Here is a 13,594-nt window from a genome sequence, read left to right on the forward strand (position 1 = left end):
GCCCTCGTGCTCCGACAGCCGTCAGACGCCGGTGCGCTCGTACGAGTCGATCGCTCCGGGATGGCCCTCCATGAACGCGTCGACCTGGCGGCGGTCCGCCCGCAGCTTGGGGTCGTGGTCCAGGTAGTGCCTGGTCTCGCGGACGACCAGCCCGGAGAGGAGCAGCAGCCCGAGGAGGTTGGGCAGGGCCATGAGGCCGTTCATCACGTCGGCGAAGTTCCACACCACCGCCAGCGGCACGGTGCAGCCCACGAACACGACCAGGGAGAACACGACCCGGTAGGGCATCACGGCCGGCCGGCCGAAGAGCCGCTCCATGCACCGCTCGCCGTAGTAGGCCCACCCGAGGATCGTCGAGTAGGCGAACATCACGAGCCCGATGGTGACCACGTAGTGGCCCCACTGCCCGGGCAGGCCCTGGCTGAAGGCGTCGCCGGTCATGGTCGCGGCGAAGTCCGCCCCCTGCTCCCAGACCCCGGTGGTGATGAGCACGAGTCCCGTGCAGGTCACCACGATGATGGTGTCGATGAAGGTCTGGGTCATGGAGACCAGCCCCTGGCGGACCGGGTGGGTGGTCTGGGCCGCGGCCGCTGCGATCGCGGCCGATCCCATGCCGGACTCGTTGGAGAAGATGCCGCGGGCCACGCCCATCTGCACGGCCAACATGATGGCCGATCCGGCGAACCCGCCGACGGCCGCCGTGCCGGAGAACGCGTCGGTGAAGATCAGGACGACCGCCTGCGGGATGGCCGCGACGTTGACGACGAGGATGAACAGGGCGCCCAGGACGTAGAAGAGGATCATGACGGGGACGAAGCCCGCCGTGACCTTCCCGATGGACTTGATCCCGCCCACGAGCACGGCGAGCGTCAGCACGGCGAGCACCACACCGGTGATCCAGGTGGGGACGCTGAACGAGCTCTCCAGGTTGGAGGCGATGGAGTTGCCCTGGGTCATGTTGCCGATGCCGAACGCGGCCAGCGCGGCGGCGACGGCGAAGAAGATCGCCAGGAACTTCCCGAACCCGTTGCGGATGCCGCGCTCCAGGTAGTACTGCGGGCCGCCGGAGATCTCACCCTTGGCGTCCGTGGTGCGGAACCGCACGGCCAGGAACGCCTCGGAGTACTTGGAGGCCATGCCGAGCAGACCGGTGACCCACATCCAGAACAGGGCGCCGGGCCCGCCGATCGAGATCGCGGTGGCCACGCCCACGATGTTGCCGGTGCCCACGGTGGCCGCGAGCGCCGTGGTCAGCGCCTGGAACTGGGAGACGTCGCCGCCGCGGGCGTCCGCGTCCTTGCGGTCGAACAGGGCCAGTCGCAGCGCGGAGCCCAGCTTGTGGAACTGCAGCCCGCCCAGCCGGACGGTCAGGTACAGGCCGGTGAGCAGCAGCAGGGGGATGAGGACGTAGGGCCCCCAGATGATGCCGCCCAGCTCGCCGAGGGCATTCTCGATGGTTTGGAGCATGTGTTCTCCCGTGGGTGTCGGGTGGATCAGGAATCGGGCCGGGACGGGACTGTGACCTCCGTCTCGGCAGAAGGCATCTAATCACAGGTCCGCTGCTCCCCCGGTCAGGGACCGATGGATCGGCCACAGTGTGGCCCCTGCCCGTTTCCGCCCGGTTACGGGCCGGACGGGGCGGCGGGGCCCTCCGGCGCCCGCCGCGAGAGGCGGCGGGCGAGCAGCACGGCTCCCGCGGCGAGCAGCGAGCACACCGCCATGGACACGGCCATCGGGAGGGCGGTGTGCTGACCGGCCAGGCCGGTCAGCGGGCTCACGAGCCCGCCCAGGAGGAACTGGACCAGTCCGAGCACCGCCGACCCGGCCCCGGCCCGGCCCGGGACCCGGCCCTGGGCGAGGGCCACGGCGTTGCCCATGACGAAGCCGATGCAGGTCTGGCTCACGAAGAGGTGCGCCAGGGTGGTCCACCCGGTGATCCCGGCCAGCACCAGGCCCAGGCCCACCACGTTGACGGCGGCCATGACCACGATCGCGGTGCGGAGGATCGTGCCGGGCTCGACCCGGTCGACGAGGCGGGTGTTGACGACCGCGCCCAGGATGGAGCCGCCCGCGTTGACGGCGAACACCACGGAGTAGCCGAGCGCCGAGTAGCCGAGCACGTTCTGCAGCACGAAGGAGGAGGCGGAGATGTAGGAGAACAGGGCGCCGAACGCGAGTCCGAAGGCGAGGGCGTAGGCCATGAAGGACGGGGTGCGCAGCACCCGCCAGGACCCGGTGACGACGGCGCCGACCCCGCCGCGGTGCCGCCGGTGCGGGGGCAGGGTCTCGGGGACCACGAGCACGGAGCACGCCAGCATCAGCAGCCCGAACGCCGCGAGCACCCAGAACACGGTCTGCCACGGGGCCACCGTGGCGATCACCCCGCCCAGGAGCGGGGCCACCACCGGGGCGAGGGAGGTGATGGTCGCGAGGATCGAGAACAGCTTCGCGGCCCCGCGGCCGGAGGCGATGTCCGAGACCACCGCGCGGGCGATCACGACGCCGGCCGCCCCGGCGAGGCCCTGCACCGCGCGCAGGACCAGCACCGTCCCGATGGTCGGGGCCAGGACCACGGCGACGGAGCTGAGCAGGAACAGCGCGTTGCCGGCCACCATGAGCCGGTGCCGGCCCAGCACGTCGGACACGGGCCCGAGCAGGAACTGCCCCACGGCCATGCCGACCATGTACGTGGTCAGCGTCAGCTGCACCGCGGAGGCCGACGCCCCGAAGTGCCCGGCCATGGCAGGCATCGAGGCCAGGTACATGTCGGTGGCCATCGGGCTCACCGCGCTGAGGATCCCCAGCGCCGCCACCAGCACCACCCGGTCCTTGCCGCCGGAGAGGCGCAGGCGGGAGCGCACGGGGTCGTCGGGCGGCGATGAGCTCACGGGAGGTCCTTCGGCACGGGTCGGCAGGGCGGGCGCGGGGCGCGCCTCATGCTATCGACGCCGCGACGTGGCGAAGGACGAGGGACAGACATGAGGGACGAGGACGAGGGACGGGGATGAGGGACTGCGACGGGGACCAGGGACAGCGACAGCGACAGCGACAGCGACAATGTCCTCATGAGACTCGCCGTGTACACCGGGGCATCCCTCGGCTCCGACCCCCTGTTCCCCGAGGCCGCCCGAGCCTTCGCCGCAACCCTCGCCCGCCGCGGCGTGGGCGTCGTCTACGGCGGCGGCCACGTGGGGCTGATGGGCGTCGTCGCCGACGCCGCGCTGGCCGCCGGGGGCGAGGTGGTCGGGGTCATGCCGCAGTCGCTCGTCGACGACAAGACGGCTCACACGGGGCTGACCGAGCTGCGCATCGTCCGGACGATGCACGAGCGCAAGGCGGAGATGGCCGCGCTCGCCGACGGGTTCGTGGCCCTGCCCGGCGGCCTGGGCACCCTCGAGGAGATCTTCGAGGCGTGGACCTGGCTGCAGGTGGGGGTGCACGCCAAGCCGGTTGGCTTCCTGGACGTGGCCGGATACTGGAGGCCCCTGCTGGATGCGGTGGCCTCGATGTCCGCGGCCGGTCTCGTGCGCCCCGAGTACCGGGACGCCGCCGTGGTCGCCCAGGACTCGGACGAGCTGCTCGCCCGGTTCGCAGCGTGGGAGGCGCCCCGCCGGCGCTGGTCCGAGCCGCCCGTTCCCGGCGCCGACGCGCCCGCCGCCCGCCCAGCCCCTAGGATGTAGGGCGATGAGCGAGCACACCCCTTCCCCCGCCGAGAACCCCGCGCAGGGCCCCGTCCCCGAGGCGTTCCACCGCCGGCCGTACTCCTTCGTGCGCCGCGGCGACCGCCTCACCGCCCGCCGCCAGAAGGCCTGGGACGACTGGGCGCCCACCCGGGTGCTCGACGTCCCGCGCGTGCGCACGGACACCTCCGTCCACCCCGACCACGAGTTCGACGCGGCCGCGGCCTTCGGGCGCGAGGCGCCGCTGGTCGTGGAGGTCGGCTCCGGGCTCGGCGAGGCGGTCGTGCACGCCGCCGCCCAGGACCCGGCGCGGAACTTCCTCGCCGTCGAGGTGTACAAGCCCGGGATCGCGGATCTGCTGCTCAAGGCGGCCCAGGCCGGGGTGGACAACGTCCGTGTGGCGCAGGCCAACGCGCCCGAGGTCCTGGAGCACATGCTCGCCCCGGCCTCGGTCGACGAGCTGTGGGTGTTCTTCCCGGACCCCTGGCACAAGACCCGCCACCACAAGCGGCGCCTGGTCTCCCCCGCGTTCGCCGAGCTCGCCGCCCGGGTGCTCGTCCCGGGCGGGCTGTGGCGGCTCGCCACGGACTGGCAGGAGTACGCCCTGGTGATGCGCGAGGTGCTCGACGCGTCCCCGCAGTTCGAGAACGTCCACCCGGGCCCGCTCGCCGACGACGAGCACCCGGACACCGGGTGGGCCCCGCGCTGGGAGGGACGGGTCCTCACGAGCTTCGAGCGCAAGGCGCGGGAGGCGGGCCGCGTCCCCCGCGACCTCGTCTACCGCCGGACGGCGTGAGCGCCGTCCCCGGCGCGGAGCGCAGCGGCGTGCGCGCAGTGCCCGGCCCGGAGCGGGACGGCTTCGTCGTCGTGCCCCCGGGCGATCCCCGCGCGCAGCCGCTGTTCGAGGGCCTGCACCACGAGTACGTGGAGCGCTACGGTCCCGAGATCGGGGCGGAGGAGATGGCCGAGCACCCCGTCGACGACTTCACGGCCCCCGCCGGAGCGCTCCTGCTCCTCCGCGAGGGCGGCACGACGGTGGGCGGTGGCGCGTTCCGCCGGTACGACGACGCCACGGCGGAGCTCAAGCGGGTGTGGACCGCCCCGGCGCACCGCCGGCGGGGGATCTCGCGGCGGATCCTGGCCGAGCTCGAGCGGCTCGCCGCCGCGGCGCGCTACCGGCGCATCCACCTCACCACGGGCAGCCGCCAGCCGGAGGCGGCCGCCCTGTACCGCAGCAGCGGATACGTCCTGCTGCCCGGGACCGCCCGGGTCTATCCGGGCGGCGTGTACGACGTGGGCTTCGAGAAGCACCTGCGCTGACCGCCCGGCCGGGCACCGGTGCGGCTCAGCGCTCCTGCTGGCGCGGGGGCCGGTACAGCACCACGGCCTGCGAGATCTTGCGGGCCCGGGGGCGGGCGCCGCGGGCCATGCGCACCACGTCCCCGCCGACGCCTGCGGCGAAGATCCGCGAGGACTCCTCGGCCCGGTCCCGGGCGTCCTCGAGCTCCTGGGACAGCTCCGCCACCCGCGACCGCAGGGCCGCAACCTGGTTCTCCAGCTGGAGGATGCGCCGGATGCCCTCGAGGGACACACCCTGCTGGGACAGCACCTGGATCTGCTGCAGCTTCTCGATGTCGCGCTGCGAGTAGCGGCGGGCGCGTCCGGGGGCGCGGGACGGCCTGACGAGGCCGAGCCGGTCGTACTGGCGCAGCGTCTGCGGGTGCATCTCCGCGATCTCCGCGGCCACGGAGATCACGAACAGCGGCTGGTCGGCGTCCAGTGCCATCTCACACCCGTGCCTTCTCGGCCAGGCGGGCCCGGGGGTCCTCGTCCGCGGTCGCCTCGGCGAACGCCCGGACGGCGGCCTGCGCCTGCTCGTCCAGCTCGGCCGGCACGTGCACCTCGACCGTCACGATAAGGTTGCCCGTGCCCTTGGCCGTGCCGAACCCGCGCCCCTTGACGCGGAAGCGCCGGCCCGAGGACGTGCCCGCCGGCACCTTCACGCGCACGGTGCCGCCGTCCAGCACGGGCACCTCGATCGTGGCGCCCAGGGCCGCCTCGGGGAACGTGATCGGCACGGTGACCTCGACGTCGTCCGTGCCCTCGACGCGCCGGAAGAAGGGGTGCGGGGTCACGTGGACGGTGACGTAGAGGTCGCCGGCCCCGCCGGCACCCGAGTGGCCCTTGCCGGCGAGCTTGAGCTTCTGCCCGTCGCGCACGCCGCGCGGGATCCGCACCGTGGTCTCCTGGCCGTTGCCCCGGCGCAGCTTGACCGTGGTGCCGTGCACCGAGGAGCGGAACGGGATGGTCGTCTCCGTCCGGATGTCCTCCCCGCGCGCCGGCGGGGCCTGGTAGCCGCCCGGCGCCCCGTACCCGGTCTGACCGCCGAACTGGGCGAACAGGTCCTCGAACCCGCCCGGGCCGCCGGGGCCGCCCGCGCCGCCGGTGGAGTAGGTCGTGCGGCGGCGGCGTCCTCCGCCGCCTTCGCCGAAGATGTCGCCGAAGAGGTCCTCGAAGTTGGCCGAGCCCCCGGCGCCGCCGGGGCCGCCGGCGGTGAAGCGCGCCCCGGAGCCCATCGCGCGGATCGCGTCGTACTGCTTGCGCTCCTCGGGGTCGGAGAGCACGGAGTTCGCCTCGGTGATGTCCTTGAACCGCTGCTCGGCCTCCGTGTCCCCCGGGTTCTGGTCCGGGTGGTACTGGCGGGCGAGCTTGCGGTAGGCCTTCTTGACATCGGCGGCGGACGCGTCCTTGGAGACGCCGAGAATGCTGTAGAAGTCCTTGTCGATCCAGTCCTGGCTGGCCATGACGCCTCCTTTCTGTGGGGCCGGTGGGGGTCCTGCGGAGCAGGACCCGGTGGTGGTCCGGGGGTCGTCCCCGGCGCGGCGGCGCCGGGGACGGGTGGACGGGTCAGGGGAGGCCCGACGGACGGGCCTCCCCTGACGTCGCCGGGATCAGGCCGGGTCCGGCCTCACTCGGCGACCGCGACGGCGACCTGGGCCGGCCGCACCACGCGCTCGCCGATCCGGAAGCCGGAGCGCAGCACCATCGAGACCTGGTCCGGCTCGACCTCGCTCGTGGGCTGCTGCAGCACCGCCTCGTGGACGTTCGGGTCGAACTTCTCCCCGACCTCCCCGAGGCGCACCAGCCCGTGCCGCACGAGGGTCTCCTCGAGCTTGTTCGCGATCGCCGCGAATGGGCCGTCGGTGAGGTCGCCCGCCTGCCGGGCCGCGTCGATGTCGTCGAACACCGGCAGCAGCGTCTGCAGGAGGTCGCCCGTCACGAAGGTCCGCAGCTGCTCCTTCTCGCGCGCCGTGCGGTGCTTGAAGTTCACGAACTCGGCCTGCAGCCGGCGCAGCTCCTCGAGCCGCTCCTCGGCGAGGGCGGCCGCCGGGGACTCCTCCGCGGCGGCCGGCGCCGGTGCGGCGTCCCCGGACTCCGCGTCCGTCGACTGGGGCGTCGAGAGGATGTCGTCCACCGTCAGGCCCTCCGGGCCGGCCTCCTCGCGGGGGCCGGCGCCGGAGTCCTGCGCGGACTGCTCGCCGGGGTGGGCGGCGGGGTCGCCGGGAACGCTCCCGGCGCCGTGGTCGTCCGCGTTCTCGTCGGGTCCTGGCGTGGGGTCGGGCATGCTCACTTCTTCTCGTCCTCGTCGTCGACGACCTCGGCGTCGACGATGTCCTCGTCACCGGTGGCACCGGTGGCGCCCGCGCCCGGGGCGCCCTCGGCGCCCTCGGTCTGCGACTGCGCGTAGAGGGCCTCGCCGAGCTTGGTCTGGGACTGCTGCAGCTTGTCGTAGGCCGACTTCACGGCGTCCTCGTCCTCGCCCTCGAGCGCCTTCTTCAGGGCGTCGACGTCCGCCTGCACCTCGGACTTGACGTCCGCGGGCAGCTTCTCATCGTTGTCCTTCAGGAGCTTGTCGACGGAGTACGCCTGCTGCTCCGCGTTGTTGCGCAGGTCGGCCGCCTCGCGGCGCACCCGGTCCGCCTCGGCGTTGGCCTCGGCGTCCTTGACCATCCGGTCGATGTCCTCTTTGGAGAGGGAGGACCCGCCCGTGATGGTCATCGACTGCTCGGTGCCGGTGCCCTTGTCCTTCGCGGAGACGTGCACGATGCCGTTGGCGTCGATGTCGAAGGTGACCTCGATCTGCGGCATCCCGCGCGGGGCGGGGGCGATGCCGGTCAGCTCGAAGGTGCCCAGGTTCTTGTTGTCCCGGGTGAACTGGCGCTCGCCCTGGAAGACCTGGATGGACACGGACGGCTGGTTGTCCTCGGCGGTGGTGAAGGTCTCGGACCGCTTGGTGGGGATGGCCGTGTTGCGCTCGATGAGCTTGGTCATCACGCCGCCCTTGGTCTCGATGCCCAGCGACAGCGGGGTCACGTCGATGAGCAGCACGTCCTTGCGGTCGCCCTTGAGCACGCCCGCCTGGATCGCGGCGCCGACGGCGACGACCTCGTCCGGGTTCACGCCCTTGTTGGGCTCCTTGCCGGCCAGGCGCTGGACGGTCTCCGCGACGGCGGGCATGCGGGTCGAGCCGCCCACCAGCACCACGTGGTCGATGTCGGACACGGAGATGCCGGCCTCGGCGATGACGTCCTTGAACGGCTTCTCGGTGCGCTCGAGCAGGTCCCGGGTGAGCTCCTCGAACTTGGCGCGGGTGAGACGCTCGTCCAGGTGCACCGGGCCCTCGGGGGTCACGGACAGGTACTGCAGGGAGATGCTGGTGCTGGTCGCGGAGGACAGCTCCTTCTTGGCCTGCTCCGCGGTCTCCTTCAGGCGCTGCAGGGCGATCTTGTCCTTGGACAGGTCCGCACCGGTCTTCGACTTCACCTGCGCCAGCAGCCAGTCGACCACGCGCTGGTCCCAGTCGTCGCCGCCGAGGCGGTTGTCGCCGGCGGTCGAGCGGACCTGGATGGTGGAGAAGTCGTCCTCGTCCTTGCCGACCTCCAGCAGGGAGACGTCGAAGGTGCCGCCGCCGAGGTCGAAGACCAGGATGAGCTCGTCCTCCTTGCCCTTCTCCAGGCCGTAGGCGAGCGCCGCGGCGGTGGGCTCGTTGACGATGCGCAGCACGTTCATGCCGGCGATCTCACCGGCCTCCTTGGTGGCCTGGCGCTCGGCGTCGTTGAAGTACGCCGGGACGGTGATCACGGCGTCGGTGACCTTGTCGCCGAGGTAGGACTCGGCGTCGGTCTTGAGCTTCATCAGGATGCGCGCCGAGATCTCCTGCGGCGTGTACTTCTTACCGTCGATGTCGGTGGACCACCCGGTGCCCATGTGGCGCTTCACCGAGGCGATCGTGCGGTCCACGTTGGTGACGGCCTGGCGCTTGGCGATGTCGCCCACCAGGGTCTCGCCGTCCTTGGAGAAGGCGACGACGGACGGCGTGGTCCGGTTGCCCTCGGCGTTGGCGATGACGGTGGGCTCGCCGCCCTCCAGCACGGACACCACGGAGTTGGTGGTGCCGAGGTCGATTCCTACTGCACGAGACATGGACGTGTTCTCCTTCGGGTCGAGCTGAACCGGGCGGGCCGTACCGGCCCCGTTGGGGTCCCGGAGGTCTCAGTTCTTGAGTTTTCCTGGCTCAAGTCTGCCACGTGAGCCGCTGATGTCAACTTAAGTTGAGCCACATCGACTCAACCCGGGGTGCCGGGTGATGTGAGACGCCGCGCACTCCCTGCCGCTGGGGCAGGACGTCGGATACCGTGGAGTGTTTGAGCCCGTTCCCGCGGGCCACCGCCACACCCCCCGGGTCCGCCCCGCACGTCACCGCACGCACCGACACGACACCGCACGCACCCCGACACCTCAGGAGCCACCGTGAGCACCACGCCACCCCATTCGCCGCATCCGTCCAGTGAGGCCGACGGCTCCCGCCGGCCGAAGCCGCGGGAGGTGCTGCGGGAGATCAACTACCCGCACGGCATCCACCCCGCCCTCGTCCCCGGCATCGCCGTCGAGGACCAGAAGCTGCACTACGGCACGGACAAGGTGGTCTTCACCGTCACCGCCGCGCTGATCGTGGGGTTCATCGCCTGGGGCGTGCTCTCCACCGAGTCCCTGACGGCCGCCTCCACCGCGGCCCTGGGCTGGGTGACCGGCAACACCGGGTGGTTCTTCACCGCCCTGTCCACGGCCGCCGTGCTGTTCATGCTCGTCGTCGGCTTCACCCGGACCGGGCGGATCCCCCTGGGCATGGACGACGAGAAGCCCGAGTACTCCTTCTTCTCCTGGCTCGCCATGCTCTTCGCCGCCGGCATGGGCATCGGCCTCATGTTCTACGGCGCCTCCGAGCCACTCAGCCACTTCGGCGCCGGCGTGCCCGGCTTCGGGGCGGAGCCCGGCTCCGAGGAGATGACCGTCTACGCCCTCGTCCAGACGGCCTTCCACTGGGGTCTCAACCCCTGGGCCATGTACGCCGTGGTCGGGGCGGCCGTCGCGTACGGCGCCTACCGCCGCGGACGCTCCCCGCTCATCAGCCGGATCTTCGTGCCGCTCATCGGCCAGCGGCGCGCCGAGGGCGGCCTGGGCCGGCTCATCGACGTGTTCGCCATCTTCGCGACCCTCTTCGGCACCGCGGCCTCGCTCGGGATCGGCGCGCTGCAGATCTCCCGGGGCCTCGAGATCGTCGCCGGCTGGGGACCGGTCGGCAACGGCGGGCTCATCGCGATCATCGCCGTCCTCACCGCCGCCTTCGTGGTCTCGGCGGTCTCCGGCGTGGCCCGCGGCATCCGCTACCTCTCCAACACGAACCTGCTGCTGGCCTTCCTGCTGGCCCTGTTCGTGTTCGTGGCCGGGCCCACCGTCCTGATCCTGGACCTGGTCCCCGCCGTGTTCAGCACCTACCTGCAGGAGTACCTCTGGATGACCGGTCAGACCGGCGGCTGGGGCGAGGACGCGACCGCCTTCGCGGGCGGCTGGACCGTCTTCTACTGGGCCTGGTGGCTGTCCTGGTCCCCGTTCGTCGGCATGTTCATCGCGAAGATCTCCCGCGGCCGCACGCTGCGCCAGTTCGTGACCGTGGTGCTCGTGGTCCCCTCCTCGATGTGCGTGCTCTGGTTCGTGGTCATCGGCGGCACGTCCATGTACCTCCAGCGCACCGGGACCGACCTGGCCGCCGCGGGCGGCCAGGAGGCCGCGCTCTTCGGCATGCTCGACGCCCTGCCCTTCGGCGCGATCACCTCGGTGCTCGCCATGGTCGTCATCGGCATCTTCTTCGTGACCAGCGCGGACTCCGCGTCCATCGTCATGGGCACGCTGTCCCAGCGGGGCCAGCCGGAGCCGAACCGGCCGATCGTCGTGTTCTGGGGCCTGTGCCTCGGCGGCATCGCCTCGGTCATGATGCTCGTGGGCGGCGACGACGCCCTGACCGGCATGCAGAACCTCGTGACCGTCTCGGCCCTGCCGTTCGCGGTGATCGTCGCCTTCCTGATGGTCTCCTTCTACAAGGACCTGCGCAGCGACCCCGCCACGATCCGCCACGCGTTCGCCCTCACGGCGGTGCGCAAGGCCGTGATCCACGGCATCGAGGAGCACGGCGACGACTTCGCCCTCCAGGTGGAGCACGCCCCGGGCGCCCGTGCCGCCGGCGAGACCTTCGACTCCCACGACCCGGCCGTCACCGACTGGTACCGGCGGGTCGACGAGAACGGCGAGGAGATCGACCTCGCCGCGCAGACCGGTTCGGCCTCCGGCCAGCAGGCTGACCAGGAGCAGGAGCGTCCGGACGCCCGGCAGGAACGACTGGACCCGGACGAGCAGCGACCGCTCGACCCGACCGTCCGCCGGCCCTGACCGGACCCGCGCCGTGCGGCCGTCGCCCCTGGGGGCGGCGGCCGCACTTCTCGTGCCGGGACCGGACGGCTTAGACTGCCCGCTATGTATTCGATCGTGGCCGTGTGCACCGGCAACATCTGCCGCTCGCCCATGGCGGAGTTCGCCCTGCGCCGCGCCTTCGAGGCCGCAGGACTGGCCGAGCGCGTGCGGATCGACTCGGCCGGCGTCAGCGACGAGGAGCTCGGCAACCCCGTGGACCCCCGCGCCGGCGACCTCCTGCGCCGCGAGGGGCTCGACGCCTCCGCGCACGCGGCCCAGGTCTTCGACCCCGTCCGCTTCGGCGACCGGGACCTCGTGCTCGCCCTGGACGTGGTGCACTGGCAGCGCCTGCGGGCGCTCGCACCGGACCCCTCCGCCGCCGCCAAGGTGCGGCTGCTGCGGGAGTTCGACCCCGCCGTCGAGGACCTCGAGCACGGCGATCTGGGGATCTACGACCCCTGGTACGGGGGCCCCGAGGACTTCGAGTCCACCTGGGGCATGATCGACGCCGCCGTGCCGGGCGTGGTCCGCGCCGTCGTCCGGGAGCTCGGCGCCGACCGGCGAGCCGCGCCGGGCCCCGCGCAGGACGCCGGACGCGCGTGATCGACATCGAGCTCGAGCTGGATCCGGCGCTCGCCGCGGCCCACCCCGCCGGCACCAACCTGGCGCGGCTGCTCCCCTCCCCCACCCGCCGCCCGTACCTCATCGGCATCGACGGGCGCTCGGGGGCCGGCAAGACCAGCCTCGCCGAGCAGCTCGCCGCGGTGCTGCGCCCGGTGCGGGACGTGACGCTCTTCCACCTCGAGGACCTCTACCCGGGCTGGGACGGGCTAGGCCCCGGCCGCCGCACCTACGTGGACGAGGTCCTCACGCACCTCGACCAGGGCCGGGACGCCGAGTGGAGCGCCTGGGACTGGGTCACCGGCTCCCCGGGGACCCCGCGGCTGACCCGCGTGGCGGAGGTCGTGATCCTGGAGGGCGTCGGCGCGTGCAGCGCCGAGGCCCGGGAGCTGCTGGACGTCTCCGTATGGGTCGAGCTGCCCACCGCTCTACGCTACGACCGCGCGCTGAGCCGTGACGGCTCCTACTACGCCGAGCACTGGGACCGCTGGGCCGCCCAGGAGGACGCCTACCTGGCGGAGGACCACGTCTGGGAACAGGTGGACATCCTGCACCCCGGCCCGGTCTGCTGAGCCCCGCGACCGCACCGACAGGAGGATCCGTGACCAGCACCGTCGTCGTCCTCGACGCCGCCCACCCGGAGGGCGTCCTCGCCGATCCGTCCGTCCCGCTCGTGCGGATCGACGACCAGGGGCTCACCCGGGGAGACGGTGTCTTCGAGACCATGCGCGCCGTCGACGGGCTCGTGCAGAAGTTCGAGGCCCACCACCAGCGGCTGTCGGCCTCCGCGCGGCTGGCGCAGCTGCCCGTGCCGTCGGCGCGGGACGTGCGCGGGGCGGTGGAGCTGGCGCTCGCCCACGCCGCCCCCGGCGGGGAGGGCGGCCTGGGGGCCGAGCACGCCGTCAAGGTGGTGATCAGCCGCGGCACCCCGGCGGACGGCCCGTGGTCTTGGATCGTGGTGAGCCCCGTGCCGGAGACGACGTTCCGGCAGCGCCGGGACGGCGTGACCGCGGTGCTGCTGCCGCGCGGCCACGACCCCGCCCAGGACGCGGGGTACCCGTGGCTGCTCCCCGGGGCCAAGACGCTCTCCTACGCGATCAACATGGCCGCCCTGCGCCACGCCCGCTCCCTCGGCGCGGACGAGGCGGTCTTCACCACGGAGGGGCGCAGGATCCTGGAGGGCGCGACGTCCTCCGTGGTCTGCGCCCGGGTGCGCGCCGGCCGCCGCACCCTGCTGACGCCGGAGCCCTCGCACGGGATCCTGCCGGGCACCACGCAGGCCAAGATCTTCGCCGCCGCCCGCCGGGACGGCTGGGAGCTCGGCTACGGGCCCCTGTACCCGGTGGACCTCATGGAGGCCGACGCCGTGTGGCTGGTCTCCAGCGTCCGGCTCGCGGTGCCGGTGCGCCGGCTCGACCACCAGCCGCTGCCGGTGGACCCGGACCTGACGAGGCTCGTCACGAGCTGGGTCCAGCAGGCCTGATCCT

13 protein-coding genes are annotated in these 13,594 nt (G+C 72.5%); 7 read left to right on the forward strand and 6 right to left on the reverse strand.

Annotated elements, in window-relative coordinates; translation table 11 throughout:
• Nucleotides 1-21 precede the first annotated feature (21 nt).
• Together RF647_RS01020 and RF647_RS01025 are read right to left on the reverse strand one after the other, a co-directional pair.
• Entirely contained in the window at nt 22-1,467 is a 1,446-nt protein-coding gene (locus RF647_RS01020; protein ID WP_368810116.1) for an alanine/glycine:cation symporter family protein, read from the reverse strand.
• 155 nt (nt 1,468-1,622) lie between these two features.
• Nucleotides 1,623-2,888, reverse strand: a complete 1,266-nt coding sequence (locus RF647_RS01025; protein WP_368810117.1) for a multidrug effflux MFS transporter — start codon at nt 2,886-2,888, stop codon at nt 1,623-1,625.
• Nucleotides 2,889-3,065: 177 nt separating this feature from the next.
• Here RF647_RS01025 and RF647_RS01030 point away from each other — a divergent pair, with 177 nt between their 5' ends.
• The 3 genes from RF647_RS01030 to RF647_RS01040 are packed head-to-tail and all read left to right on the forward strand — an operon-like array spanning nt 3,066 to nt 5,000.
• Nucleotides 3,066-3,680, forward strand: a complete 615-nt coding sequence (locus tag RF647_RS01030; RefSeq protein ID WP_368810118.1) for a TIGR00730 family Rossman fold protein — start codon at nt 3,066-3,068, stop codon at nt 3,678-3,680.
• A gap of 4 nt (nt 3,681-3,684) precedes the next feature.
• Entirely contained in the window at nt 3,685-4,476 is a 792-nt protein-coding gene (gene trmB, locus RF647_RS01035; RefSeq protein ID WP_368810119.1) for a tRNA (guanosine(46)-N7)-methyltransferase TrmB, read from the forward strand.
• Nucleotides 4,473-5,000 (forward strand): GNAT family N-acetyltransferase, encoded by a 528-nt coding sequence (locus RF647_RS01040; protein ID WP_368810120.1) that lies wholly within the window; start codon nt 4,473-4,475, stop codon nt 4,998-5,000. The genes trmB and RF647_RS01040 overlap by 4 nt, the downstream gene beginning before the upstream one ends.
• 25 nt (nt 5,001-5,025) lie before the next feature.
• On the opposite strand, the gene RF647_RS01045 is transcribed toward RF647_RS01040, so the two are convergent.
• From RF647_RS01045 to dnaK, 4 genes are all read right to left on the reverse strand, one after another.
• Nucleotides 5,026-5,466 (reverse strand): heat shock protein transcriptional repressor HspR, encoded by a 441-nt coding sequence (locus tag RF647_RS01045; protein ID WP_133409162.1) that lies wholly within the window; start codon nt 5,464-5,466, stop codon nt 5,026-5,028.
• A gap of 1 nt (nt 5,467) precedes the next feature.
• Nucleotides 5,468-6,484: a DnaJ C-terminal domain-containing protein gene (locus tag RF647_RS01050; RefSeq protein ID WP_368810121.1), complete on the reverse strand. Its 1,017-nt coding sequence runs from the start codon at nt 6,482-6,484 to the stop codon at nt 5,468-5,470.
• A 164-nt stretch (nt 6,485-6,648) separates the two neighbouring features.
• Nucleotides 6,649-7,311, reverse strand: coding sequence for a nucleotide exchange factor GrpE (locus RF647_RS01055; protein ID WP_109244091.1), 663 nt, complete (start codon nt 7,309-7,311; stop codon nt 6,649-6,651).
• Nucleotides 7,308-9,164 (reverse strand): molecular chaperone DnaK, encoded by a 1,857-nt coding sequence (gene dnaK, locus RF647_RS01060; RefSeq protein ID WP_031282565.1) that lies wholly within the window; start codon nt 9,162-9,164, stop codon nt 7,308-7,310. The genes RF647_RS01055 and dnaK overlap by 4 nt, the downstream gene beginning before the upstream one ends.
• 327 nt (nt 9,165-9,491) lie before the next feature.
• Between dnaK and RF647_RS01065 the strand changes: the two genes are divergently transcribed.
• The 4 genes from RF647_RS01065 to RF647_RS01080 all read left to right on the forward strand — a co-directional run bounded on the left by RF647_RS01065 (nt 9,492) and on the right by RF647_RS01080 (nt 13,590).
• Nucleotides 9,492-11,465: a BCCT family transporter gene (locus tag RF647_RS01065; protein WP_368810122.1), complete on the forward strand. Its 1,974-nt coding sequence runs from the start codon at nt 9,492-9,494 to the stop codon at nt 11,463-11,465.
• 84 nt (nt 11,466-11,549) lie between these two features.
• Nucleotides 11,550-12,089, forward strand: coding sequence for a low molecular weight protein-tyrosine-phosphatase (locus RF647_RS01070; protein ID WP_368810123.1), 540 nt, complete (start codon nt 11,550-11,552; stop codon nt 12,087-12,089).
• Nucleotides 12,086-12,679, forward strand: coding sequence for a uridine kinase (locus RF647_RS01075; protein ID WP_368810124.1), 594 nt, complete (start codon nt 12,086-12,088; stop codon nt 12,677-12,679). Before RF647_RS01070 ends, RF647_RS01075 begins: the two co-directional genes overlap by 4 nt.
• A gap of 29 nt (nt 12,680-12,708) precedes the next feature.
• Nucleotides 12,709-13,590, forward strand: a complete 882-nt coding sequence (locus tag RF647_RS01080; protein WP_368810125.1) for an aminotransferase class IV — start codon at nt 12,709-12,711, stop codon at nt 13,588-13,590.
• The last annotated feature ends 4 nt before the right edge of the window (nt 13,591-13,594 follow it).

Source organism: Kocuria sp. CPCC 205263, from assembly GCF_040981075.1.
GTDB classification, from domain to species: Bacteria; Actinomycetota; Actinomycetes; order Actinomycetales; family Micrococcaceae; genus Kocuria; species Kocuria rosea.